Source organism: Pseudomonas sp. D1-1 (genome assembly GCF_051132225.1).
Lineage (GTDB): Bacteria > Pseudomonadota > Gammaproteobacteria > Pseudomonadales > Pseudomonadaceae > Aquipseudomonas.
Window position 1 is genome coordinate 5,733,798 of record NZ_CP071676.1, and the last position, 23,611, is coordinate 5,757,408.

General features: G+C 62.7%; 22 protein-coding genes and 1 pseudogene. 18 read left to right on the forward strand and 5 right to left on the reverse strand.

Annotated features, from left to right (window positions below):
* Window positions 1–129 precede the first annotated feature (129 nt).
* Window positions 130–1,716, forward strand: a complete 1,587-nt coding sequence (locus J3P86_RS25985) for an ABC transporter substrate-binding protein (RefSeq protein WP_434627103.1) — start codon at window positions 130–132, stop codon at window positions 1,714–1,716.
* A 135-nt stretch (window positions 1,717–1,851) separates the two neighbouring features.
* On the opposite strand, the gene radC is transcribed toward J3P86_RS25985, so the two are convergent.
* Window positions 1,852–2,526, reverse strand: coding sequence for a RadC family protein (gene radC, locus J3P86_RS25990; protein ID WP_434627101.1), 675 nt, complete (start codon window positions 2,524–2,526; stop codon window positions 1,852–1,854).
* A 144-nt stretch (window positions 2,527–2,670) separates the two neighbouring features.
* Here radC and coaBC point away from each other — a divergent pair, with 144 nt between their 5' ends.
* The 4 genes and pseudogenes from coaBC to argB all read left to right on the forward strand — a co-directional run bounded on the left by coaBC (window position 2,671) and on the right by argB (window position 6,925).
* On the forward strand, window positions 2,671–3,879 hold the full coding sequence (coaBC, locus tag J3P86_RS25995; protein ID WP_434627099.1) for a bifunctional phosphopantothenoylcysteine decarboxylase/phosphopantothenate--cysteine ligase CoaBC: 1,209 nt from the start codon (window positions 2,671–2,673) through the stop codon (window positions 3,877–3,879).
* 5 nt (window positions 3,880–3,884) lie between these two features.
* Complete coding sequence (gene dut / locus J3P86_RS26000) at window positions 3,885–4,340, forward strand: dUTP diphosphatase (protein ID WP_003206867.1); 456 nt, start codon at window positions 3,885–3,887, stop codon at window positions 4,338–4,340.
* 248 nt (window positions 4,341–4,588) lie between these two features.
* A pseudogene (locus J3P86_RS26005) lies at window positions 4,589–5,995 on the forward strand (phosphomannomutase/phosphoglucomutase); the annotation flags it as partial.
* A 24-nt stretch (window positions 5,996–6,019) separates the two neighbouring features.
* The gene (gene argB / locus J3P86_RS26010; protein WP_305497915.1) at window positions 6,020–6,925 is read left to right on the forward strand and encodes an acetylglutamate kinase; all 906 of its coding nucleotides are present in this window, start codon (window positions 6,020–6,022) and stop codon (window positions 6,923–6,925) included.
* A gap of 169 nt (window positions 6,926–7,094) precedes the next feature.
* Here argB and pyrE read toward each other — a convergent pair whose 3' ends face one another.
* Window positions 7,095–7,739 carry an orotate phosphoribosyltransferase gene (gene pyrE, locus J3P86_RS26015; RefSeq protein WP_434570908.1) on the reverse strand — a complete coding sequence of 215 codons (645 nt, stop codon included), beginning with the start codon at window positions 7,737–7,739 and terminating at the stop codon, window positions 7,095–7,097.
* 82 nt (window positions 7,740–7,821) lie between these two features.
* Here pyrE and J3P86_RS26020 point away from each other — a divergent pair, with 82 nt between their 5' ends.
* Window positions 7,822–8,601, forward strand: a complete 780-nt coding sequence (locus J3P86_RS26020) for an exodeoxyribonuclease III (RefSeq protein ID WP_013694557.1) — start codon at window positions 7,822–7,824, stop codon at window positions 8,599–8,601.
* Window positions 8,602–8,776: 175 nt separating this feature from the next.
* Here J3P86_RS26020 and J3P86_RS26025 read toward each other — a convergent pair whose 3' ends face one another.
* Window positions 8,777–9,145 carry a DUF4870 domain-containing protein gene (locus J3P86_RS26025; RefSeq protein WP_434570906.1) on the reverse strand — a complete coding sequence of 123 codons (369 nt, stop codon included), beginning with the start codon at window positions 9,143–9,145 and terminating at the stop codon, window positions 8,777–8,779.
* A gap of 30 nt (window positions 9,146–9,175) precedes the next feature.
* On the reverse strand, window positions 9,176–9,898 hold the full coding sequence (gene rph / locus J3P86_RS26030; protein ID WP_434570905.1) for a ribonuclease PH: 723 nt from the start codon (window positions 9,896–9,898) through the stop codon (window positions 9,176–9,178).
* Between the two features lie 264 nt (window positions 9,899–10,162).
* On the opposite strand from rph, the gene J3P86_RS26035 reads away from it, so the two are divergent.
* The 6 genes from J3P86_RS26035 (at window position 10,163) to J3P86_RS26060 (ending at window position 15,468) form a co-directional block, all read left to right on the forward strand.
* Window positions 10,163–11,026 (forward strand): YicC/YloC family endoribonuclease, encoded by an 864-nt coding sequence (locus tag J3P86_RS26035; RefSeq protein WP_434627095.1) that lies wholly within the window; start codon window positions 10,163–10,165, stop codon window positions 11,024–11,026.
* Window positions 11,027–11,038: 12 nt separating this feature from the next.
* Window positions 11,039–11,659, forward strand: coding sequence for a guanylate kinase (gmk, locus tag J3P86_RS26040; RefSeq protein ID WP_305497909.1), 621 nt, complete (start codon window positions 11,039–11,041; stop codon window positions 11,657–11,659).
* 167 nt (window positions 11,660–11,826) lie between these two features.
* Complete coding sequence (rpoZ, locus tag J3P86_RS26045; RefSeq protein ID WP_003177259.1) at window positions 11,827–12,090, forward strand: DNA-directed RNA polymerase subunit omega; 264 nt, start codon at window positions 11,827–11,829, stop codon at window positions 12,088–12,090.
* Window positions 12,091–12,150: 60 nt separating this feature from the next.
* Window positions 12,151–14,256: a bifunctional GTP diphosphokinase/guanosine-3',5'-bis pyrophosphate 3'-pyrophosphohydrolase gene (spoT, locus tag J3P86_RS26050; RefSeq protein WP_407682909.1), complete on the forward strand. Its 2,106-nt coding sequence runs from the start codon at window positions 12,151–12,153 to the stop codon at window positions 14,254–14,256.
* A 35-nt stretch (window positions 14,257–14,291) separates the two neighbouring features.
* On the forward strand, window positions 14,292–14,672 hold the full coding sequence (locus tag J3P86_RS26055; protein ID WP_030142177.1) for a RidA family protein: 381 nt from the start codon (window positions 14,292–14,294) through the stop codon (window positions 14,670–14,672).
* A 55-nt stretch (window positions 14,673–14,727) separates the two neighbouring features.
* A complete protein-coding gene (locus tag J3P86_RS26060; protein ID WP_434627090.1) occupies window positions 14,728–15,468 on the forward strand; it encodes a hypothetical protein in 741 nt (246 codons plus the stop codon).
* 119 nt (window positions 15,469–15,587) lie between these two features.
* Here J3P86_RS26060 and J3P86_RS26065 read toward each other — a convergent pair whose 3' ends face one another.
* Window positions 15,588–16,445, reverse strand: a complete 858-nt coding sequence (locus J3P86_RS26065) for an NAD-dependent epimerase/dehydratase family protein (RefSeq protein WP_434699121.1) — start codon at window positions 16,443–16,445, stop codon at window positions 15,588–15,590.
* A gap of 189 nt (window positions 16,446–16,634) precedes the next feature.
* Between J3P86_RS26065 and exbB the strand changes: the two genes are divergently transcribed.
* From exbB to J3P86_RS26095, 6 genes are all read left to right on the forward strand, one after another.
* A complete protein-coding gene (exbB, locus tag J3P86_RS26070) occupies window positions 16,635–17,615 on the forward strand; it encodes a tonB-system energizer ExbB (RefSeq protein WP_434627086.1) in 981 nt (326 codons plus the stop codon).
* 6 nt (window positions 17,616–17,621) lie between these two features.
* The gene (exbD, locus tag J3P86_RS26075; RefSeq protein WP_434602255.1) at window positions 17,622–18,050 is read left to right on the forward strand and encodes a TonB system transport protein ExbD; all 429 of its coding nucleotides are present in this window, start codon (window positions 17,622–17,624) and stop codon (window positions 18,048–18,050) included.
* Window positions 18,047–18,802, forward strand: coding sequence for an energy transducer TonB family protein (locus J3P86_RS26080; protein WP_305497900.1), 756 nt, complete (start codon window positions 18,047–18,049; stop codon window positions 18,800–18,802). Before exbD ends, J3P86_RS26080 begins: the two co-directional genes overlap by 4 nt.
* Window positions 18,803–19,000: 198 nt before the next feature.
* On the forward strand, window positions 19,001–19,921 hold the full coding sequence (locus J3P86_RS26085) for a hydrogen peroxide-inducible genes activator (RefSeq protein ID WP_030142183.1): 921 nt from the start codon (window positions 19,001–19,003) through the stop codon (window positions 19,919–19,921).
* A gap of 9 nt (window positions 19,922–19,930) precedes the next feature.
* Window positions 19,931–22,006 carry an ATP-dependent DNA helicase RecG gene (recG, locus tag J3P86_RS26090; RefSeq protein WP_434602256.1) on the forward strand — a complete coding sequence of 692 codons (2,076 nt, stop codon included), beginning with the start codon at window positions 19,931–19,933 and terminating at the stop codon, window positions 22,004–22,006.
* Between the two features lie 79 nt (window positions 22,007–22,085).
* Window positions 22,086–23,483: an HDOD domain-containing protein gene (locus J3P86_RS26095; protein WP_434570889.1), complete on the forward strand. Its 1,398-nt coding sequence runs from the start codon at window positions 22,086–22,088 to the stop codon at window positions 23,481–23,483.
* The last annotated feature ends 128 nt before the right edge of the window (window positions 23,484–23,611 follow it).

A 23,611-nucleotide genomic window follows, 5' to 3' on the forward strand; every position in this document is an offset into this window, starting at 1 on the left:
CCGCGAAGCGCTGCAAAGAGTGCCGGAAAATGCAAAAAGGGGATAGTCATTTGCAGGCGAGCCCACTAGGGTAGACCTTTTCCAGACTGCACTCGCAGATGGGCCTCCGACCTGCACAGGAAATCAATCATGCGCCTCGCTGCCCTACCGCTGTTGCTCGCCCCTCTGCTACTCACTCCGCTGGCCCAGGCCGCCGCCCTGAGCGTGTGTACCGAGGCCAGCCCGGAAGGGTTCGATGTCGTCCAGTACAACTCCCTGACCACTACCAACGCTTCGGCCGACGTGCTGATGAACCGCCTGGTAGATTTCGACACCGCCAGCGGCAAGGTGGTGGCCAGCCTGGCCGAGAGCTGGGAAGTTTCGCCCGATGGCCTGAGTTATGTCTTCAAGTTGCGCCCCAAGGTCAGGTTTCACCACACCGACTACTTCACACCGCGTCGCGACCTGACGGCCGAAGACGTCAAGTTCAGCTTCGAGCGCATGCTGGACCCGGCCAACCCTTGGCACAAGGTCGCCCAGAGCGGCTTCCCCCACGCCCAATCCATGCAACTGCCGGCGCTGATTACAAAAATCGATGCCCTGGACCCGTTGACAGTGCGCTTCACCCTCGACCATGCCGATTCGACCTTCCTGGCGACGTTGAGCATGGGTTTCGCATCGATCTATTCGGCTGAATATGCCGACCAGTTGATGAAGGCCGGCAAGCCGGAGCAACTCAACAGCCAGCCCATCGGCACCGGCCCGTTCATTTTCAACCGGTTCCAGAAAGATGCCTCGATTCGCTACAAGGCCAACGGGGATTATTTCGGCGGCAAGCCCCAGGTGGACCCGCTGATCTTTGCCATCACGCCAGACGCCAACGTGCGCCTGCAGAAGTTGCGCCGAAATGAATGCCAGATCGCCCTGTCGCCCAAGCCGCTGGACGTGCAGGCCGCCCGGCAGGAGCCGACATTGAAGGTGGCGCAGACTGACGCGTTCATGACCGCTTTCCTGGCGATCAACAGCCAGCATCCGCCGCTGGACAAGCCGGAAGTCCGTCAGGCCATCAACCTGGCTTTTGACAAGCCCAGCTACCTCAAGACCGTTTTCGAAGGCACGGCCGAAGCGGCCAACGGCCCTTATCCGCCAAACACCTGGAGCTACGCGAAAAACCTGCCCGGCTATGCCCATGACCCGGCCAAGGCTCGGGAATTGCTGGCCAAGGCCGGTTTGAAGGAAGGCTTCAAGACTACTATCTGGACTCGCCCCTCCGGCAGCCTGCTCAATCCCAATCCGAGCCTCGGCGCGCAGCTGTTGCAATCGGACCTGGCGGGAATCGGCATCCAGGCGGAAATCCGCGTGATCGAATGGGGCGAGCTGATCCGCCGCGCCAAGGCCGGCGAGCACGACCTGCTGTTCATGGGCTGGGCCGGCGACAACGGTGACCCGGACAACTTCCTCACGCCGCAGTTTTCCTGCGCGGCGGTCAAGTCCGGGACCAATTTCGCTCGTTACTGCAACCCGGATCTGGACAAACTGATCAGTGCCGGCAAGACCACCAGCGAACAGGGCGTGCGCACCAAACTCTACGAACAGGCCCAGGCGCAGATCCAGCAGCAGGCCCTCTGGCTGCCCCTGGCGCACCCGACGGCATTCGCGCTGACCCGCAAGGATGTGCAGGGTTATACGGTCAGCCCGTTTGGGCGGCAGGATTATTCCAAGGTCAACCTCAAGTAACCCGGCCTAGCCCCAGTCCCCTTGTGGGAGCGAGCCTGCTCGCGAAATCGGTTTGTCAGCCAACTTTGAGTCAACTGATACACCGCATTCGCGAGCAGGCTCGCTCCCACAAAGGCTCCATATCGTCAGCCCTGCCTACATCCACCCACACTCCGCCATCGACAACGGCTCCCCATCGCCGACGATAAAATGGTCGAGCACCCGCACATCGATCAGCTCCAGCGCGTCCTGGAGCCGCTCGGTGAGCATTCGGTCGGCCTGGCTGGGCTCGGTGCTGCCGGAGGGGTGGTTGTGGCAGAGGATCACGGCAGCGGCGTTGTGGGCCAGGGCGCGCTTGACCACTTGCCGGGGGTGGACACTGGTGCAGGCGATGGAGCCACGAAAAAGCGCTTCGAACGCCAGCACCTGATGCCGCGAGTTGAGAAACAGGCAACCAAAAACCTCGTGAGGTTCGTGGCGCAGCATTGACTTGAGATAGTCACGAACGGCCTGCGGGTCTTCCAGCATTGAATTCTGCCGAGTCCGCGCCGCCAAGTGTCGCCGGCCCATTTCGAGCACCGCGCGCAATTGAGCGAATTTCGCCGGACCCAGCCCCATATGACTGCTGAACGTGAGCTGATCAGCCTCAAGCAACGCCCGCAGGCAGCCAAATTGGGACAGCAGATGTCGAGCCAGATCCACCGCGCTTTTACCCGACACACCCGTGCGTAAAAATATCGCCAGCAGCTCGGCGTCTGAAAGACTCTCCGCCCCCGACACCAACAATCTCTCCCGTGGCCGCTCGGCCACCGGCCAGTCCCGAATACTCATGGCATCTCCCTGATAATGGGCGCCGCTGTTCCGTAGCGGACGCTGTGATATCTTAGCCCATCTTTTTTGCAGGCGATTTGCACCCAGGCAGGCTGCTGCCGAGGGTTCGCCCTGCACTGACCATTAAAATCGAAAGGCAGGCCTATGCAGCGGCTGTATCGGAAACGCATCGTTCTGGGCGTCGGCGGCGGCATTGCCGCCTACAAGAGCGCCGAGCTGGTTCGCAGGCTTATCGACCAGGGCGCCGAAGTACGGGTCGTCATGACCCGCGGCGGCAGTGAGTTCATCACCCCGCTGACCATGCAAGCCTTGTCCGGGCACCCGGTCCACCTGGATCTGCTCGACCCGGCGGCCGAGGCCGCCATGGGTCATATCGAGCTGGCCAAATGGGCTGACCTGGTGCTGATCGCCCCGGCCACGGCCGACCTGATCGCCCGCCTGGCCCAAGGCATCGCCGACGACCTGCTGACCACCCTTGTACTCGCTACCGACGCCGTGGTCGCCGTGGCGCCGGCCATGAACCAGGCCATGTGGCGCGACCCCGCCACCCAGGCCAACCTGCAACTGCTCGAAAGCCGCGATCTGAAAGTTTTTGGCCCAGCCTCTGGCAGCCAGGCCTGCGGCGATGTCGGCATGGGCCGCATGCTCGAAGCCAACGACCTGGTTCAGTGCGCCGCCGACTGCTTCCAGCGCCAGGCGCTGACCGGCAAGCATGTGCTGATTACCGCCGGCCCGACCCAGGAAAACATCGACCCGGTGCGCTACATCACCAACCACAGCTCGGGGAAAATGGGCTTCGCCCTGGCCGAAGCCGCCGTCGAAGCGGGCGCGCGGGTGACGCTGATCACCGGGCCGGTGCACCTGCCGACCCCGGATCGAGTGACCCGCATCGACGTCGTCAGCGCCCGGGACATGCTTGCGGCCTGTGAGGCCTCGATCCCGTGCGACCTGTTCATCGCCTCGGCGGCGGTGGCGGACTACCGCCCCGAAGTCGTTGCCCCGCAAAAATTGAAGAAAGACCCTACAAGCGGCGACGGCCTGCTCCTGCAAATGGTACGCAACCCGGACATCCTGGCCACCATCGCCACCCGTCCCGACCGTCCATTCAGCGTCGGTTTTGCCGCCGAAACCGAACACCTCCTCGATTACGCCGCGCGCAAGCTCAAGGACAAGAATCTGGACCTGATCGTCGCCAACGACGTCGCCAACCCGAGCATCGGCTTCAACAGCGAAGAGAACGCCTGCAGCGTGATCGACCGCCAGTTGCACGCCACGCTTTTCGCCCAGACCAGCAAGGGCAAGATTGCCCGCCAACTGATCACTTTCATCGCCGAACGGCTGAACCAGGTTTAATTTCAATGCACGCTCTACAAGCCAAGATCCTCGACCCTCGCATCGGCAACGAATTCCCACTGCCGCAGTACGCCACGCCGGGCTCAGCCGGCCTCGATCTGCGGGCGATGCTCAAGCAGGACACGATCCTGGAACCGGGCCAGACCCTGCTGATTCCCACCGGCCTGTCGGTCTACATCGGCGATCCGGGCCTCGCCGCGCTGATTCTGCCGCGCTCGGGCCTGGGCCATAAGCACGGCATCGTGCTGGGCAACCTGGTGGGCCTGATCGACTCCGATTACCAGGGCGAACTGATGGTGTCCTGCTGGAATCGCGGCCAGACCGCTTTCAACATCGCCGTGGGCGAACGCATTGCCCAACTGGTGCTGGTGCCGGTGGTCCAGGCCCATTTCGAATTGGTCGAGGAATTCGACGAGAGCCAGCGCGGCGCCGGCGGTTTCGGTCACTCCGGTAGCCACTGATCCGGCTGCTCGGGCCGGGCAGCAGGCCCGGCCGCTTTATTAAGCTTCTGTTTCAGGACGAAAAATGCGTAACGGCTCGAGGCGACGTTTCCCATCCGGAATCAACGTTTTAGGCCGTTCGGGCTGGGGTAACGCTGTCTCATGGCACTTTCCCACCGCGAACTCTCTGTCGAAAACGCCGTCATACCCTTCAGCTTGAGCCTGCCGACGCCCGTCGTCGGCCTGTCCAGTCACTTTCCTGATAGAGCACCCCGCCCATGAACACCCCAGCCGCAATCGCCCCGATCTTCCCTGACAGCATCTTCCGCGCCTACGACATCCGTGGCGTCGTGCCGGAAACCCTGACGGCTGAAACCGCCTACTGGATCGGCCGCGCCATCGGCTCCCAGAGCCTGGCCCAGGGCGAACCGAACGTGAATGTCGGCCGCGACGGTCGCTTGTCCGGCCCGGAGCTGGTCGAGCAGTTGATCAAAGGCGTTGCCGACAGCGGTTGCCACGTCAGCGACGTCGGCCTGGTGCCGACCCCGGCGCTTTATTACGCCGCCAATGTCCTGGCCGGCAAATCCGGCGTGATGCTCACCGGCAGCCACAACCCGTCGAACTACAACGGCTTCAAGATCGTCATCGCTGGCGACACCCTCGCCAACGAGCAGATCCAGGCCCTGCACACCCGCCTCAAGACCAATGACCTGAGCAGTGGCCAGGGCAGCGTGACCAAGGTCGACATCCTCCCGCGCTACAACGACGAAATCGTCAAGGACGTGAAACTGGCCCGCCGCCTGAAAGTAGTGGTCGATTGCGGCAACGGCGCGGCCGGGGTCATCGCCCCGCAACTGATCGAAGCGCTGAATTGCGAAGTCATCCCGCTGTTCTGTGACGTCGACGGCAACTTCCCCAACCATCACCCGGATCCGGGCAAGCTGGAAAATCTTCAGGATCTGATCGCCAAGGTCAAGGAAACCAACGCCGACCTGGGCCTGGCCTTCGACGGCGACGGCGACCGCGTGGGTGTGGTGACCAATACCGGCAGCGTGGTGTTTCCTGACCGTCTGCTGATGCTGTTCGCCAAGGACGTGGTGGCACGCAACCCCGACGCCGAGATCATCTTCGACGTGAAGTGCACCCGTCGCCTGGTGCCGCTGATCAAGGAATATGGCGGTCGTCCGCTCATGTGGAAAACCGGCCATTCGCTGATCAAGAAAAAAATGAAACAGAGCGGCGCCCTGCTGGCCGGCGAAATGAGCGGCCACATCTTCTTCAAGGAGCGCTGGTTCGGTTTCGATGACGGCATCTACAGCGCGGCACGCCTGCTGGAAATCCTCAGCAAGGAGAAATCCACCGCCGAAGAGCTGTTCGCGACCTTCCCGAACGATATTTCTACGCCGGAAATCAATATCCATGTGACCGAAGAGAGCAAATTCAGCATCATTGATGCACTGCACGACGCCCAGTGGGGCGAAGGCGCCGAACTGACCACCATCGACGGTGTGCGGGTCGACTACCCACAAGGCTGGGGCCTGGTTCGCGCCTCCAACACCACACCGGTGCTGGTGCTGCGTTTCGAGGCCGACAACGAGGCTGAACTGCAGCGCATCAAGGATGTGTTCCACAGCCAACTCAAGCGTGTTGCACCTGATCTCCAACTACCGTTCTGATTTGAATCACCACCGGAGCCCTGAATGACCCTCGAACGCGAAGCCGCCGCCAACACCGCCAAGGTCCTGTCCGAAGCGTTGCCTTACATCCGACGCTACGTCGGCAAGACCCTGGTGATCAAGTACGGCGGCAACGCAATGGAAAGCGAGGAGCTCAAGACCGGCTTCGCCCGCGACATCGTGCTGATGAAGGCGGTGGGCATCAACCCGGTGGTGGTTCACGGCGGTGGTCCGCAAATCGGCGACCTGCTCAAGCGCCTGTCGATCGAAAGCCACTTCATCGACGGCATGCGCGTGACCGATGCGCAGACCATGGATGTGGTGGAGATGGTCCTCGGCGGCCAGGTGAACAAGGACATCGTCAATCTGATCAACCGCCACGGCGGCAGCGCCATCGGCCTGACCGGCAAGGACGCCGAACTGATCCGGGCGAAGAAACTCACCGTAACCCGCCAGACGCCGGAGATGACTCAGCCGGAAATCATCGACATCGGCCAGGTCGGCGAAGTGGTCGGCATCAACACCGATCTGCTAAACCTGCTGGTCAAGGGCGACTTCATTCCGGTCATCGCGCCGATCGGCGTGGGCGCCAATGGCGAGTCGTACAACATCAACGCCGACCTGGTGGCCGGCAAGGTTGCCGAAGCGCTGAAAGCCGAGAAGCTGATGCTGCTGACCAACATCGCCGGCCTGATGGACAAGACCGGCAAGGTCCTGACCGGGTTGTCGACCCAGCAAGTCGATGACTTGATCGCCGATGGCACCATCTACGGCGGCATGCTGCCGAAGATCCGTTGCGCGCTGGAAGCGGTCCAGGGCGGCGTTGGCAGCTCGCTGATCATCGACGGCCGCGTGCCGAATGCGATCCTCCTGGAGATCTTCACCGATACCGGCGTGGGTACGCTGATCAGCAATCGCAAGCGTCATTAAGCGACACCGGTAAAAAAAGACCCCGCTCAACCTGGTTGAGCGGGGTCTTTTTTTGTCTTGCCCCCTGTGGGAGCGTGCCTGCTCGCGAAGCGGTGAATCAGCCAGCACTAATACTGGATGATAAACCGCAATCGCGAGCAGGCTCGCTCCCACAGGGAATGTGCAAATATTAGACGCCGAACTGCGCCCGATAGGCTTCCACTGCCGGCAAATGCTGCTTGAGCTGCGGATCATCGGCCAAGAACTCCAGCACCTGGTTCAGCGACACAATGCTGATCACCGGGATACCGAAGTCGCGCTCCACTTCCTGGATCGCCGACAGCTCACCATTGCCGCGCTCCTGACGGTTCAGGGCGATCAGCACGCCGGCAGCCTTGGCGCCTTCCTGGGAAGCGATGATCTGCATCACCTCGCGAATGGCGGTACCGGCGGTTATAACGTCATCGATGATCAGCACTTCGCCGGTCAACGGCGCGCCGACCAGGCTTCCGCCTTCACCGTGAGCCTTGGCTTCCTTGCGGTTGAAGCACCAGGGCAGGTCACGGCCATGGTGCTCGGCCAGGGCGACGGCGGTAGTGGCGGCCAATGGGATGCCCTTGTAGGCCGGGCCGAACAGCACGTCGAACGGAATGCCGCTTTCAACGATGGCGGCGGCATAGAACCGGCCCAACTGCGCCAGGGCGGTTCCACTGTTGAACAGGCCGGCGTTGAAGAAGTACGGGCTGGTGCGCCCGGACTTGAGGGTGAATTCACCGAAGCGCAAAACGCCGCGATCGATGGCAAAGCGAATGAAATCGCGCTGATACGCCTGCATGAAAAAAGCCTCAAATACCGCGGATTTAGCTAAATAGGTAGACGGCGTGTATCATACACGCACGTGATTTTTGGGGCCATTTATGCGGATCATCAGTGTGAACGTCAATGGTATTCAGGCTGCAGTGGAGCGTGGTTTGCTCAGTTGGCTGCAAGCACAGAATGCCGACGTCATCTGCCTGCAGGACACCCGCGCCTCCGCCTTTGAACTGGACGATGCAGCCTTCCAACTGGACGGTTACTTCCTTTACGCCTGCGATGCCGAAGTCCCCGCCCAGGGTGGCGTGGCTTTGTACTCGCGGCTGCAACCGAAGGCTGTCATCAACGGTCTCGGTTTCGAGACGGCGGACCGCTACGGGCGCTACCTGCAAGCCGATTTCGACAAGGTCAGCATCGCGACCTTGCTGCTCCCTTCGGGGCAGAACGGCGATGAAGATTTGAATCAGAAATTCAAGTTGATGGACGACTTCGCCCGTTACCTTGATAAACAGCGGCGCAAACGTCGCGAGTACATTTATTGTGGCTCGCTGTACGTGGCGCAACAGAAGCTGGATATCAAGAACTGGCGCGACAGCCAGCAGTCGCCTGGCTTCCTGGCGCCGGAACGGGCCTGGATGGACGAGATCATCGGCAACATGGGTTATGTCGATGCCCTGCGCGAAGTCAGCCGCGAAGGCGACCAGTACAGCTGGTGGCCGGATAACGAGCAGGCCGAGATGCTCAACCTCGGCTGGCGCTTCGACTACCAGCTGCTGACGCCCGGGCTGCGCCGCTTCGTCCGCAGCGCCCGCCTGCCACGCCAGCCGCGGTTCTCGCAGCATGCGCCGCTGATCGTGGACTACGACTGGACGCTGACCATCTAGGTCCTTTTCGTACCCATTAAAAAACCGACAGCAATGTCGGTTTTTTTATGAGCGCCGAAAACAACTGTGGGAGCGAGCCTGCTCGCGATAGCGGTGGGTCAGCCGACATCAATGCTGACTGATAGATTGCCATCGCGAGCAGGCTCGCTCCCACAGGGGATATATGTGCTGCTCGTTATTTGACCAGCCGCCAGGTAAATGGATACCGATACGGCTGCCCTTCATTGGCCTTCACGCCAGCAATGATGGTCAGCACCAGCGCACCGATCGCCACCAGGCCAAACAGGAAGAAACCAATCACCACGATCATCAGCAACAAGCTGATCGCCGCGGCGATCGCCACAGTGATCTGGAAGTTCAGCGCTTCCTTGCCCTGGGCATCGATGAACGGGTCGGATTCACGCTTGAGCTGCCAGATGACCAGCGGCCCGATCAGCGAACCGAACGGAATGAAAATGCCCAATAGTGCAGACAGGTGACAAAACATTGCCCACTGCCGCGCTTCTCTGCTCGGCTGGGGCAACAGGACTTGCTCATCACTCATGACACTCTCCTTGTCTGAAGCGCAAAAAAATCAGTCGGCCAACGCGGCCTTTTGCAATTCGAAGATTTCGCCCATGCCTTTCTTCGCCAGCTCCAGCATAGCGGTCAATTCTTCCGGCTGGAACGGCGCGCCCTCGGCGGTGCCCTGGACTTCGATGAAGCCGCCGGCACTGGTCATGACCACGTTCAGGTCGGTCTCGGCAGCGGAGTCCTCCAGGTAATCCAGGTCCAGCACCGGCTCGCCCTGGTACATGCCCACCGACACCGCGGCGATCATTTGCTTGAGCGGATCGCCGCCCTTGAGGCCGCCACGCTTCTTGATCACTTTCAAGGCATCGGCCAGCGCAACCATGGCACCGGTGATGGAGGCGGTGCGGGTGCCGCCGTCAGCCTGGATCACGTCGCAATCAACATACAGCGTCACATCGCCGAGCTTGGACATGTCCAGCGCGGCGCGCAGCGAACGACCGATCAGGCGCTGGATTTCCAGGGTCCGTCCGCCCTGCTTGCCACGACTGGCCTCGCGCTGGTTCCGCTCGCCGGTAGCCCGCGGCAGCATGCCGTATTCGGCAGTCAACCAACCCTGGCCCTGGCCCTTGAGGAAACGAGGCACGCCGTTTTCGACGCTGACGGTGCAGATGACCTTGGTATCACCGAACTCCACCAGTACAGATCCCTCGGCGTGTTTGGTGTAGTTGCGGGTAATGCGGATCGAGCGAAGCTGATCGGCAGCGCGACCACTTGGACGTTTCATAGGGAACACCTGTACAGAGGACGGAAAACTGCCGGCATTATAGAGCCGCGGACCGCGAGAGGGCAGTTTAAAAAAGCCGACGCGACCGGCGAGCGCGCCGAAAGCCCCGCCCGACGGGCTGCAGCGCTTTGTAACCGGAGCTGTTTGGGCGCTTGCGTCCCACTGCGCTACAATCCTGCGCCTTTGCTGCCCTTCGGCATCCACCCACAGATCCCAGGCCCCACAATCAACGGTTGTGGCGAGCCTGCATTGCGAGGAACCCCCATGGTGCACAGCATGACCGCCTTCGCCCGCGTCGAAAAGGCCGGCGCCCAAGGCACGCTGAGCTGGGAGCTGCGCTCGGTCAACAGCCGTTACCTGGAGCCGCACCTGCGCTTGCCCGAGTCCTTCCGCGACCTCGAAGGCGGCGTGCGTGAAGCGCTGCGCCAGGGCCTGTCCCGGGGCAAACTGGAATGCACCCTGCGGTTTACCGAAGAGAGCAGCGGCAAAACCTTGCAAGTGGACCGCGAGCGCGCCGCGCAATTGGTCGCCGCCGCCGAAACCGTCGCCAGCCTGATCAACAATCCCGCCGCCCTGAACCCGCTGGAAGTCCTGGCCTGGCCGGGCGTGCTGGTGGGTGACGCGAGCGACCCGCAGGCGCTGAACACCGAGGCCCTGGCATTGTTCAATCAAGGGCTGAACGAGCTCAAGGCCGGCCGCGAGCGCGAAGGCGCGGAACTGGCCCGACTGATCAACGAGCGCCTGACCTCCATCGAAGAGGACGTCGCCACCCTGCGCGAACTCGTTCCGCAGATGCTCGCCACGCAGCGCCAGAAAGTCCTCGACCGCTTCGCCGACATGAAGGCGGAGCTGGACCCGCAGCGCCTGGAACAGGAAATGGTCATGCTCGCCCAGAAGAGCGACGTGGCCGAAGAACTGGATCGCCTGAGCACCCACATCATTGAAGTCCGCCGGGTGCTCAAGTCCGGTGGCGCGGCCGGCCGCCGCCTCGACTTCCTGATGCAGGAGCTCAACCGCGAAGCCAATACACTGGGCTCCAAAGCCTTCGACCCGCGCAGCACCCAGGCGGCGGTCAACCTCAAGGTGTTGATCGAACAAATGCGCGAACAAGTGCAGAACATTGAGTAAGGCTAACCCGACATGACCCACAGCACTGGCACCCTCTACATCATTTCCGCGCCCTCCGGCGCCGGCAAGACCAGCCTGGTCAAGGCGTTGATCGACGCCGAGCCGCAAATTCGCGTCTCGGTCTCTCACACCACCCGCGCCATGCGTCCTGGTGAAGTGAACGGCGTGAACTATCACTTCGTCGACCGCGAAGAGTTCGTGCGGATGGCCGAGCACGGCGACTTCCTGGAGCGCGCCGAAGTCTTTGGCAATCTCTACGGCACCTCGCAAAGCGTCCTTCAGCAGACCTTGGACGAAGGCCACGACCTGATCTTGGAAATCGACTGGCAAGGCGCCGAGCAGGTGCGCAAATTGATGCCCCAGGCCCGCTCGATCTTCATCCTGCCGCCGAGCCAGCAGGCCTTGCGCCAGCGCCTGACCAACCGTGGCCAGGACAGCGACGAGATCATCGAAGGGCGGATGCGTGAAGCGGTCAGCGAAATGAGTCACTACGTTGACTACGATTACCTGATCATCAACGACGATTTCTCCCACGCGCTGGACGATCTGAAGGCAATTTTCCGCGCCAGCCAGCTCCAGCAGAAACGCCAGCAGCAACGTTTCGGTAAATTACTGGCCGAACTGCTGGGCTGAACAGCCCTTCCCAAAACCGCTGCGACGGCTTTACATTGGTAGTCGCAGCGCGCCGAGGGGTTTGCTCAAAAAATCAGCGCTTCCCTAAACGCTGGTGTTTTTTTAAACTGTCGAGTCCGCTCGCCCAACCGGGCAGCGCGCATATTGCATTCGCTCCGAGGAATACCATGGCCCGCGTAACCGTTGAAGACTGCCTAGAACACGTGGAAAACCGCTTTGAGCTGGTCATGCTCTCTACCAAGCGTGCCCGTCAACTGGCCACCGGTGGCAAAGAGCCGTTGGTCCAGTGGGAAAACGACAAGCCTACCGTGGTAGCGCTGCGTGAAATCGCCGAAGGCCTGATGAGCTACGAGTTCATCGCCAACGCTGAAATCGTTGAAGACGAACCGCTGTTCGCAGCGTTCGAGGACGAGTCCAACGAGGCGGTCTAAGCCTATGCCTGGTCGACGTAGCACGGCGCGGGGTCACAGCAGACGGCAGGAGTCATCATCATGCCGAGCATAGACGCCCTCGCCGATCGCTTATCGGCCTACCTCGGCACGGACCAGGTCAACCTGGTCCGCCGAGCCTATTTCTACGCCGAACAAGCCCACGACGGCCAGCGCCGCCGCAGCGGCGAGGCGTACGTCACGCACCCGCTTGCGGTGGCGAATATTCTTGCCGACATGCACATGGACCATCAGAGCCTGATGGCGGCGATGCTGCATGACGTGATCGAAGACACCGGCATTGCCAAGGAAGCGCTGCAAGCGCAGTTCGGCGAAACCGTGGCCGAGCTGGTCGACGGGGTCAGCAAGCTGACCCAGATGAACTTCGAAACCAAGGCCGAGGCCCAGGCCGAGAACTTCCAGAAAATGGCCATGGCCATGGCGCGCGACATCCGGGTGATCCTGGTCAAGCTCGCCGACCGCTTGCACAACATGCGCACCCTGGAAGTGCTGTCCGGCGAAAAACGCCGGCGCATCGCCAAGGAAACCCTGGAAATCTATGCTCCCATCGCCAACCGACTGGGGATGCACGCGATCCGCATCGAGTTCGAGGACCTGGGTTTCAAGGCCATGCACCCGATGCGTTCGGCGCGGATCAACCAGGCCGTCAAGCGCGCCAGGGGCAATCGCAAGGAAATCGTCAACAAGATCGAAGAGTCGCTGAGCCACTGCCTGGCGATCGACGGCATCGAAGGCGAAGTCAGCGGGCGGCAGAAACACCTCTACGGCATCTACAAGAAAATGCGCGGCAAGCGCCGAGCCTTCAACGAGATCATGGACGTCTATGCGTTCCGGATCATCGTCGACAAGGTCGATACCTGCTACCGCGTGCTCGGTGCTGTGCATAATCTGTACAAACCATTGCCGGGGCGCTTCAAGGACTACATCGCGATCCCCAAGGCCAACGGCTACCAGTCGCTGCATACCACGCTGTTCGGCATGCATGGCGTACCGATCGAAATCCAGATCCGCACCCGTGAAATGGAAGAGATGGCCAACAACGGCATCGCCGCCCACTGGCTGTACAAATCCAGCGGCGATGAACAGCCCAAGAGCACTCACGCCCGCGCCCGTCAGTGGGTCAAGGGCGTGCTGGAAATGCAGCAGCGCGCCGGCAATTCCCTGGAATTCATCGAGAGCGTCAAGATCGACCTGTTCCCGGACGAGGTCTACGTCTTCACGCCGAAGGGCCGGATCATGGAGCTGCCCAAAGGCTCCACCGCGGTGGATTTCGCCTACGCCGTGCACACCGACGTCGGCAACAGCTGCATCGCCTGTCGCATCAATCGCCGCCTGGCCCCGTTGTCCGAACCGCTGCAAAGCGGCTCCACCGTGGAGATCGTCAGCGCCCCCGGCGCGCGGCCGAACCCGGCTTGGCTCAATTTCGTGGTCACCGGCAAGGCCCGCACGCACATCCGTCACGCGCTGAAGCTGCAACGTCGCTCCGAATCCATCAGCCTTGGCGAGCGCCTGCTGAACAAAGTGCTGAACGGTTTCGACAGCTCGCTGGACAAGATCCCGGCCGAGCGCGTGCAGGTCATGCTCAACGAGTACCGCCTCGAATTGATCGAAGACCTGCTCGAAGACATCGGCCTGGGCAATCGCATGGCCTATGTCGTCGCCCGCCGCCTGCTCGGCGAAGGCGAACAGTTGCCAAGCCCAGAGGGCCCGCTGGCGATTCGCGGTACCGAGGGCCTGGTGCTCAGCTACGCCAAGTGCTGCACGCCGATACCGGGCGACCCGATTGTCGGCCACCTGTCCGCCGGCAAGGGGATGGTGGTGCACCTGGACAACTGCCGCAACATCAGCGAAATCCGCCACAACCCGGAAAAATGCATCCAGCTTTCGTGGGCCAAGGATGTCACCGGCGAATTCAACGTCGAGCTGCGCGTCGAACTCGAACACCAGCGCGGCCTGATCGCCTTGCTGGCGAGCAGCGTCAACGCCGCCGACGGCAACATCGAGAAAATCAGCATGGACGAACGCGACGGCCGCATCAGCGTCGTCCAACTGGTGGTCAGCGTGCACGACCGTGTGCACCTGGCCCGCGTGATCAAGAAACTGCGCGCCCTGACCGGGGTCATTCGCATCACCCGCATGCGCGCATAGCTCTTTATAGCCGCCCTCATTACAAGGAGTCATGAATGACCAAGACCGTTATTTCCAGCGACAAGGCCCCGGCCGCCATCGGTACTTATTCCCAGGCGATCAAGGCGGGCAACACGGTGTACATGTCGGGCCAGATCCCGCTGGACCCGAAAACCATGGAGCTGGTCGAGGGCTTCGAAGCCCAGACCGTGCAGGTCTTCGAGAACCTGAAGGCCGTGGCCGAAGCTGCCGGCGGTTCGTTCAAGGACATCGTCAAGCTCAACATCTTCCTCACCGACCTGAGCCACTTCGCCAAGGTCAACGAGATCATGGGCAAGTATTTCGACCAGCCTTACCCTGCCCGCGCCGCCATTGGCGTGGCCGCCCTGCCGAAGGGTGCCCAGGTCGAGATGGACGCCATCCTGGTCATCGAGTAATAAACCCGGCGCAGCTTCCCCCGCTGCGCCGTTTTCGTTCTGAAAGGATTCCTCCATGCGCAACGCGCTTGCTTTCTCGCTGCTCGCCCTGATTCTCGGCGGTTGCGCCAGCGACCCTGCCGACCGTGACATCAGCGGCACCTGGATCAACCAGGCCGCCATCGACGCTGCCGCCAAGGGCGGCCCGCTGCGCGAAGCGCTGCAAGGCTACGGCCCGAACCTGGAATGGGACGTCAACACCCGGGCCGGTCAGGCGCGCTACACCAACGGTTTTGAAAACGTCGAAGGCAAGCTGCTCGGCGAAGAAGACGGTGCCTGGAAAGTCGATTTTTATGGCAGCTCGGCCAGCGAACTGAAGCGCGACGGCGACCAACTGAGCCAGGCTTCCACCGAAAACGAACCGCAGCAGGTATTCGAGCGCGCCAAGGTGCAGGTCCCGGACGGCGCGCCCATCGGCGCCAGCTTCGAGCGGGCGCTGTATGGCGCCTACCTGGGCGGCACCTGGAACATCGCCGAAGGCCCCGGCCAAGGCGCCACGGTGCAATTCCAGCCCGATGGCCAGGTCAGCGGCCTGCCAGGGGCTGATCGCTACGCCTTGTGTCTCGCCGGCGACTGCGCCTCGATGAGCGGCGGCAACGACAACATCTGGCTGCAGCAGAACGGCCAGGGCAACACCTGGATTTTCGCGCGTAATGGCAAGAAGCTGGAGATCTTCCAGACCGTGAATGCGGCGCTGGCCGATGAGATGCCTTCGTTCACGCCAGGTGACCGGCGCTGGGTACTGGAGAAACAGTAATCCCCTGTGGGAGCGAGCCTGCTCGCGATAGCGGTGTGACAGTCAACGCTGCCGTTGAATGTCATGACCTCTTCGCGAGCAGGCTCGCTCCCACAGTTGCTTTTGGTGTGCCGGGAAAATCAGCAACGCCCTTCCAGGATCGCCGCATACCCCTCGCGAAAACTCGGATAACGCGGTGTCCAGCCCAGGGCCTTCGCCCGGGCATTGCTGCAGCGCTTGCTGCCGGCGCGGCGCACGCTGGCGGCCTCGGCCCACTCGGTGATGCCCATGTACTCGCGCAACCAGCCCACCACTTCCGCCAACGGCGCGGGAGCGTCGTCAACGCCGATGTAGCAGTCCTTCAACGCCTGGCCTTGATTGTCGGCCTTGAGCAGGAACGCCAGCAGGCCGGCGGCATCGTCCGCGTGGATGCGATTGCCGTACAGCGGCGGATCGGTCACCACTCGATAACCCTGGCGCACCTGGCTGAGCAGCCACTCCCGGCCCGGCCCGTAGATGCCGGTCAGGCGTACACGACTGGCCGGGATGCCACTGCCCAGCGCCACTTGCTCGGCTTCGAGCATGACCCGCCCGGAATAACCACCCGCCTCGGTAGGTGAGCTTTCATCAACCCACTCGCCGTTCTGTTGTCCATAGACGCTGCTGCTGGACACAAAAAGCAAGCGCTTGGGTTGCTGGCCATGTTGCTTCAACCAGCCCAACACATGTTGCAACCCTTCGACGTATGCCATGCGGTAGCCCGCTTCGTCATGGTCGGTGGCGGCAGCACTGTAGACCAGGTAGTCCAATGGCCCGCTGGGCCAATCGGTGGGGCATCGCTCGTTGAACAAGTCGCCCCCGACACCGATGACCCCGGCCGGCAGGTTCGAAACCGTGCGCCGCAAGCCGTGCACCCGCCAATGTTCGGTCACCAGTTGGCTGGCCAAACGGCCGCCGATATCACCACAGCCGGCAATTAGAACAGAAGGCGCGGACATCAGAATCTCCTATGGCAAAGCCGCAGACTAGCTGCCAGAGAGGACGAGCGGCTAGCATTCTACGAAAAAAAGATACTGTATTACTTTTGTTAACAAGAATTACTTGCAATAATGCTCGCCACTTTTGTTCTCGGCCTCACGAGGCCTGGAAGAACATCAACCTTCTTTTTTCTCTCAGGTCCGGCCAGCATGACACGCTCTCTCTCCTCCGCTTCGCCAACCAATCGACCTCGCGCCTGGAGCGCTGTGGCAGCGTTGCTGTTCAGCCTGCTGCTGGCGCCTGCCGCCGCATTCGCCGATGCCCAGACGCCGGCCAGCACGTCCACCACGGCACCCGCTGCCACCCAGGCGCCGGCCGACACGACAGCACCTGTAGCCGCTCCCGCAGCCAGCGACCCGGCCCAGGCCGTCGAAGCCAGCGCAGCCGACGCGCCTCAAGTGCTTGAAGCCGACAACACCCTGGGCATGGCCCACGACCTGTCGCCCTGGGGCATGTACAAGAACGCCGACGTGGTCGTCAAAGCCGTGATGATCGGCCTGGCCATCGCCTCGATCATCACCTGGACCATCTGGATCGCCAAAGGCTTCGAGCTGCTGGGTGCCAAGCGCCGCTTGCGTGGCGAGATCGCCGCCCTGAAAAAAGCCGCCACCCTCAAGGAAGCCAGCACCACCGCCGGCAAGGAAGGCACCCTCGCCAACCTGCTGGTGCACGATGCGCTCGAAGAGATGCGCCTGTCGGCTAACAGCCGCGAGAAGGAAGGCATCAAGGAACGCGTGAGCTTCCGTCTCGAGCGCCTGGTCGCGGCCTGCGGTCGCAACATGAGCAGCGGCACCGGCGTACTCGCCACCATCGGTTCCACCGCGCCCTTCGTCGGCCTGTTCGGCACCGTGTGGGGGATCATGAACAGCTTCATCGGCATCGCCAAGACCCAGACCACCAACCTCGCCGTCGTTGCTCCCGGCATCGCCGAAGCCTTGCTGGCGACGGCTTTGGGCCTGGTCGCAGCGATCCCCGCCGTGGTCATCTATAACGTCTTCGCCCGCTCCATCGCCGGCTACAAGGCCCAGGTCTCCGACGCTTCGGCCGAAGTCCTGCTGCTGGTCAGTCGCGACCTCGACCACCTGCCGCCCGAGCGCAGCTCGCAACCGCACATGGTGAAAGTGGGGTAATCGGCCATGGGCCTGCATTTGAAAGAAGGCGCAGACGACGATCTGGCCGAGAACCACGAAATCAACGTCACGCCATTCATTGACGTGATGCTGGTGCTGTTGATCATCTTCATGGTGGCCGCCCCGCTCGCCACCGTGGACATCAAGGTTGACCTCCCCGCGTCGACGGCCAAGCCGTCGCCACGCCCGGAGAAACCGGTGTTCCTGAGCGTCAAGGCCGACCAGCGCCTGTTCCTCGGTGAAGAGGAAATCAAGGTCGACAGCCTCGGCGCGACCCTGGACGCCAGGACCCAGGGCAAGAAAGACACGACGATCTTCTTCCAGGCCGACAAAGGCGTGGACTACGGCGACCTGATGAGCGTGATGGACGCCCTTCGTGGCGCCGGCTACCTGAAGGTCGGTCTGGTCGGACTCGAGACGGCGCCGAAGAAATGATCACGACGCGCCAAAAGCTGACGCGTTACAGCGGTAGCCTGGCCGTGGTGCTGGGCGTGCATGCGCTTGCCATCGCACTGGCGCTGAACTGGACGACGCGTGCCCCCATCGAATTGCCACCCCAGGCGATGATGGTCGAACTGGCGCCGGTTCCAGCACCGCCACCGCCTGCACCGCCAAAAGTGGTCACGCCGCCGCAACCGCCCGAGCCGGTCGAAGAGCTGCCGCTGCCCAAACTGGCCGAAGCGCCTAAGGCGGAAATCGCCGTGCCCAAACCGGTCAAGCCCAAGCCAAAACCACAGCCGCCCAAGCCAAAGCCGGTGGAGAAAAAGCCGGAGCCGCCAAAGGAAACGCCGTCGGAGCAAAAGCCCGCCGACACTCAGCCGACCCAGGCACCGACCGAGAAGTCCGCGCAACCGGCCCCTGGTCCGTCGCCCGCACAGATGGCCGCCAAGGCCAGTTGGCAAGGTACGTTGCTGGCGCACCTGGGCAAATACAAGAAGTACCCGGCCAGCGCCCAGGCACGTGGCAAGGAAGGCATGAACCGCTTGCGGTTCGTGGTGGATGCCGAAGGCAACGTGGTGTCGTTCGAACTGGTGGGCAAGTCAGGCAACGCCGATCTGGACCGGGCCACCCTGGAAATGATCCGCCGCGCCCAACCGCTGCCCAAGCCACCGGCCGACCTGCTGAGCAACGGCACGGTCGAACTGACGGCACCGTTCCTGTACTCCATCGACAAGCGCCGGCGCTGAGTTCCAGGCAGCGTCCTGTTTGGGCCGGGGGCTGGTTACTCCCAGCCACAAATGACCAAGGCATCGAAAGATGCCTTTTTCATATCCGGCAACGACCACACAGGCATTCGCCAGTGTCGCACCGCGCCTCCAGTCTGATAACGTGCGTCTATCGATTGCAGCCGGTATGCTTGGCTCGCAACTTCACGGACGCTCGCCATGACCCTCACAGAATTACGCTACATCGTGACCCTCGCCCAAGAGCAGCACTTCGGCCATGCGGCCGAGCGTTGCCATGTCAGCCAGCCGACGCTGTCGGTGGGCGTGAAAAAGCTTGAAGACGAACTCGGTGTGCTTATTTTCGAGCGCAGCAAAAGCGCGGTGCGCCTGACGCCGGTCGGTGAAGGCATCGTCGCCCAGGCGCAAAAAGTCCTGGAACAGGCCCAGGGCATCCGCGAGCTGGCCCAGGCCGGCAAGAACCAGCTGACCGCCCCGCTGAAAGTCGGCGCGATCTACACCGTCGGCCCGTACCTGTTCCCGCACCTGATCCCGCAACTGCACCGGGTCGCCCCGCAGATGCCGTTGTACATCGAAGAAAACTTCACCCATGTGCTGCGCGACAAGCTGCGCAACGGTGAGCTGGACGCGATCATCATCGCCCTGCCGTTCAACGAAGCCGATGTCCTGACCCTGCCGCTCTACGACGAGCCGTTCTACGTCCTGATGCCGGCCCAACACCCGTGGACCCAGAAGAAAACCATCGACGCCGCCCTGCTCAATGACAAGAGCCTGCTGTTGCTCGGCGAAGGCCACTGCTTCCGCGACCAGGTGCTCGAAGCCTGCCCGACCCTGACCAAGGGCAGCGAAGGCGCCAAGCACACCACGGTGGAATCCAGCTCCCTGGAAACCATTCGCCACATGGTCGCCTCCGGCCTGGGCATTTCGATCCTGCCGCTGTCGGCGGTGGACAGCCATCATTATTCACCCGGCGTGATCGAAGTCCGTCCATTGACCGCGCCGGTGCCGTTCCGCACCGTTGCCATCGCCTGGCGCGCCAGCTTCCCGCGACCCAAGGCCATCGAGATCCTCGCCGATTCGATCCGCCTGTGTTCCGTGGCCAAGCCGCCCGCCGCCAAGTAAGCCGCTGCCATGACTGAGCTGTCGAAAGTGCCGGTCACGGCACTCAAGGGTGTCGGTGAAGCCATGGCCGAGAAACTCGCCAAGGTCGGCCTGGAAACCCTCCAGGACGTGCTGTTCCACCTGCCGCTGCGTTACCAGGATCGCACCCGCGTGGTGCCCATCGGCCATTTGCGACCCGGGCAGGATGCGGTGGTCGAAGGCACCGTCAGCGGCGCCGACGTGGTCATGGGCCGGCGGCGCAGCCTGGTGGTGCGCCTGCAGGACGGCACCGGTGGGCTCAGCCTGCGCTTCTACCATTTCAGCAACGCGCAAAAGGAAGGCCTCAAGCGGGGCACCCGCGTGCGCTGCTACGGCGAGGCGCGGCCCGGCGCGTCCGGGCTGGAAATCTACCACCCGGAATACCGCGCCATCACCGGCGATGAACCGCCGCCAGTGGCTGAAACCCTGACGCCGGTCTACCCCCTCACCGAAGGCCTGACCCAGCAGCGCTTGCGCCAGCTCTGCCAGCAGACCCTGACGATGCTCGGCCCCACCAGCCTGCCGGACTGGCTGCCCAAGGAACTGGCGCGGGACTATCAATTGGCGCCGTTGGCCGACGCGATTCGTTATCTGCACCACCCGCCCGCCGATGCCGACGTCGAAGAGCTCGCCCTTGGACATCACTGGGCCCAGCATCGCCTGGCGTTCGAAGAGCTCCTGACCCATCAACTGTCCCAGCAACGCCTGCGCGAAAGCCTGCGCTCGCTGCGCGCCCCGGCCATGCCCAAGGCGACAAAACTGCCAGCCCGCTACCTGGCCAATCTCGGTTTCACCCCCACCGGCGCCCAGCAACGGGTCGGCAATGAAATTGCCTACGACCTGAGCCAGCCCGAGCCGATGCTGCGGTTGATCCAGGGCGACGTCGGCGCCGGCAAGACCGTGGTCGCCGCTCTCGCCGCGCTGCAAGCGCTGGAGGCGGGTTATCAGGTGGCGTTGATGGCGCCGACCGAGATTCTCGCCGAACAGCACTTCATCACTTTCCAGCGCTGGCTCGAACCGCTGGGCATCGAAGTCGCCTGGCTGGCCGGCAAGCTCAAGGGCAAGAACCGCGTCGCCGCCCTGGCGCAGATCGCCGAGGGCGCGCCGATGGTGGTCGGCACGCACGCGCTGTTCCAGAACGAAGTGCAGTTCAAGAACCTGGCCTTGGTCATCATCGACGAACAACACCGCTTCGGCGTCCAGCAGCGCCTGGCCCTGCGGCAGAAAGGTGTCGGTGGCCGAATGTGCCCGCACCAGTTGATCATGACCGCCACACCAATTCCGCGGACCCTGGCGATGAGCGCCTACGCCGACCTCGACACCTCGATCCTCGACGAACTGCCGCCCGGCCGCACGCCGGTCAACACCGTGCTGGTCACCGACACCCGGCGGGTCGAAGTGATCGAGCGCGTGCGCAGCGCCTGCGCCGAAGGCCGGCAAGCCTATTGGGTGTGCACCTTGATCGAGGAATCGGAAGAGCTGACCTGCCAGGCGGCTGAAACCACCTTCGAGGACCTCACCGCCGCCCTTGGCGAACTGAAGGTCGGGCTGATCCACGGTCGCATGAAGCCTGCCGAGAAAGCCGCGGTCATGGCCGAATTCAAGGCCGGCGCCTTGCAATTGCTGGTTGCCACCACGGTGATCGAGGTCGGCGTCGACGTGCCCAACGCCAGCCTGATGATCATCGAGAACCCCGAGCGCCTGGGCCTGGCGCAGTTGCACCAGTTGCGTGGCCGGGTCGGCCGGGGCAGCGCGGCCAGCCATTGCGTGTTGCTGTACCACCCGCCGCTGTCACAGATCGGCCGCCAGCGGCTGGGCATCATGCGTGAAACCAATGACGGTTTCGTCATCGCCGAAAAAGACCTCGAACTGCGCGGCCCGGGTGAAATGCTCGGCACGCGCCAGACCGGTCTGCTTCAATTCAAGGTAGCCGACCTGATGCGCGACGCCGACCTGCTCCCTGCGGTCCGCGACGCCGCCCAGGCGTTGCTGGAGCGCTGGCCGGACCACGTCAGCCCGCTGTTGGATCGCTGGTTGCGCCACGGGCAGCAATACGGCCAAGTGTGAGCACGCGCTCAGTTTTCTGGACGCGCCTGCCCGACAAGCTGGTTATACTGACCAACTTGTAGGAAAACGGATACAGACCATGACCGAAGCTGCCCTCGTCCCCGAAACCCCGCACGCTCCGTCTGTTATTCGGCAGTTGCTCGAGAAATTGGGCATCGCCTTTGACGAAGTCATCGAGCGACCGGGCTTGAACCCCGCTCGTAAAGTGCAGGCCGTGCTGTTGCACGACGCTGTCGGCGCGCTCATGGTCCTGTTTCCGCAAAACCAGTTGCTGGACCTCAACCGGCTGGCCGAGCTCACCGGTCGTAAACTCACGGCTGTGCCGACCGAGCGCCTGGAACGCATGCTCGGCAAGCACAACCTGAGCCTGCTGCCCGGCCTGCCAGCGCTGACCAGCTCGCCGTGCCTGTATGAAGAAGGCCTGCTGCGCGAGCCGAAACTGTTGATCAATTCCGGCGAGCCGGGGCTGCTGCTGGAAGTCACCAGCGAAGCCTTCAAGACCATGCTCACCAAGGCCAGCGCCGCGACGTTCGGCGAGCCTTTGAGCAATATCACGCCAAACCTGGACCGCCCGGACGACGACCGCAAGGAAATCACCATGGCCGTGCAGGCCTTCACCGCGCGGCGTATCCAGCAACGCCTGGAAGAAACCATCGAGATTCCGCCGCTGGCCGAAACCGCGCAGAAGATCATCAAGTTGCGGGTCGATCCCGACGCGACCATCGATGACATCACCGGCGTGGTGGAAACCGACCCGGCCCTGGCCGCGCAAGTGGTGAGCTGGGCCGCGTCGCCGTACTACGCCTCGCCGGGCAAGATTCGTTCGGTGGAAGACGCGATTGTCCGGGTGCTGGGCTTCGACCTGGTGATCAACCTGGCGCTGGGCCTGGCCCTGGGCAAGACCCTGAGCCTGCCCAAGGACCACCCGCAACACACCACGCCTTATTGGCAGCAGTCGATCTACACCGCCGCCGTCATCGAAGGCCTGACCCGCGCCATGCCGCGCGCCCAGCGCCCCGAAGGCGGCCTGACCTACCTGTCGGGGCTGCTGCACAACTTCGGCTATCTGCTGCTTGCCCACGTGTTCCCGCCGCATTTCTCGCTGATCTGCCGGCATCTGGAGGTCAACCCGCACCTGTGCCACAGCTACGTGGAACAGCACTTGCTGGGCATCAGTCGCGAGCAGATTGGCGCCTGGCTGATGCGCTACTGGGACATGCCCGACGAACTGGCCACCGCCCTGCGCTTCCAGCACGACCCTCACTACGACGGTGAATACGCCGCCTACCCGAACCTGGTGTGCCTGGCCGTTCGCCTGCTGCGCTCGCGCAGCATCGGCTCGGGCCCGGACGAGGACATCCCGGACTCGCTGCTCGAACGCGTGGGGCTGACCCGGGAAAAGGCCAACGACGTGGTCAGCAAAGTGCTCGAAGCCGAAGTGTTGCTGCGGGAGCTGGCTTCGCAGTTCAGCCATTGATTACTGAGACAGCCAGCAGAGCTTTTGTGGCGAGGGGATTTATCCCCGCTGGGCTGCGAAGCAACCCTAAAACCTGCCTCCTCGGTTAAGCAGGCTCACCGCACTTAGCCCTTTGGGGCCTGCTGCGC

Bases quoted from the DNA above. Each gene is read 5' to 3' on its own strand.
- dut (WP_003206867.1), top strand. From the start codon at position 3,885: ATGCACGCTCTACAAGCCAAGATCCTCGACCCTCGCATCGGCAACGAA.
- spoT (WP_407682909.1), top strand. From the start codon at position 12,151: ATGCCGAGCATAGACGCCCTCGCCGATCGCTTATCGGCCTACCTCGGC.
- rpoZ (WP_003177259.1), top strand. From the start codon at position 11,827: ATGGCCCGCGTAACCGTTGAAGACTGCCTAGAACACGTGGAAAACCGC.
- J3P86_RS25985 (WP_434627103.1), top strand. From the start codon at position 130: ATGCGCCTCGCTGCCCTACCGCTGTTGCTCGCCCCTCTGCTACTCACT.
- pyrE (WP_434570908.1), bottom strand. From the start codon at position 7,739: ATGCAGGCGTATCAGCGCGATTTCATTCGCTTTGCCATCGATCGCGGC.
- J3P86_RS26085 (WP_030142183.1), top strand. From the start codon at position 19,001: ATGACCCTCACAGAATTACGCTACATCGTGACCCTCGCCCAAGAGCAG.
- argB (WP_305497915.1), top strand. From the start codon at position 6,020: ATGACCCTCGAACGCGAAGCCGCCGCCAACACCGCCAAGGTCCTGTCC.
- J3P86_RS26055 (WP_030142177.1), top strand. From the start codon at position 14,292: ATGACCAAGACCGTTATTTCCAGCGACAAGGCCCCGGCCGCCATCGGT.
- J3P86_RS26060 (WP_434627090.1), top strand. From the start codon at position 14,728: ATGCGCAACGCGCTTGCTTTCTCGCTGCTCGCCCTGATTCTCGGCGGT.
- exbB (WP_434627086.1), top strand. From the start codon at position 16,635: ATGACACGCTCTCTCTCCTCCGCTTCGCCAACCAATCGACCTCGCGCC.
- J3P86_RS26025 (WP_434570906.1), bottom strand. From the start codon at position 9,145: ATGAGTGATGAGCAAGTCCTGTTGCCCCAGCCGAGCAGAGAAGCGCGG.
- radC (WP_434627101.1), bottom strand. From the start codon at position 2,526: ATGAGTATTCGGGACTGGCCGGTGGCCGAGCGGCCACGGGAGAGATTG.
- rph (WP_434570905.1), bottom strand. From the start codon at position 9,898: ATGAAACGTCCAAGTGGTCGCGCTGCCGATCAGCTTCGCTCGATCCGC.
- J3P86_RS26020 (WP_013694557.1), top strand. From the start codon at position 7,822: ATGCGGATCATCAGTGTGAACGTCAATGGTATTCAGGCTGCAGTGGAG.
- coaBC (WP_434627099.1), top strand. From the start codon at position 2,671: ATGCAGCGGCTGTATCGGAAACGCATCGTTCTGGGCGTCGGCGGCGGC.
- J3P86_RS26035 (WP_434627095.1), top strand. From the start codon at position 10,163: ATGGTGCACAGCATGACCGCCTTCGCCCGCGTCGAAAAGGCCGGCGCC.
- recG (WP_434602256.1), top strand. From the start codon at position 19,931: ATGACTGAGCTGTCGAAAGTGCCGGTCACGGCACTCAAGGGTGTCGGT.
- gmk (WP_305497909.1), top strand. From the start codon at position 11,039: ATGACCCACAGCACTGGCACCCTCTACATCATTTCCGCGCCCTCCGGC.
- J3P86_RS26080 (WP_305497900.1), top strand. From the start codon at position 18,047: ATGATCACGACGCGCCAAAAGCTGACGCGTTACAGCGGTAGCCTGGCC.
- J3P86_RS26095 (WP_434570889.1), top strand. From the start codon at position 22,086: ATGACCGAAGCTGCCCTCGTCCCCGAAACCCCGCACGCTCCGTCTGTT.
- exbD (WP_434602255.1), top strand. From the start codon at position 17,622: ATGGGCCTGCATTTGAAAGAAGGCGCAGACGACGATCTGGCCGAGAAC.
- J3P86_RS26065 (WP_434699121.1), bottom strand. From the start codon at position 16,445: ATGTCCGCGCCTTCTGTTCTAATTGCCGGCTGTGGTGATATCGGCGGC.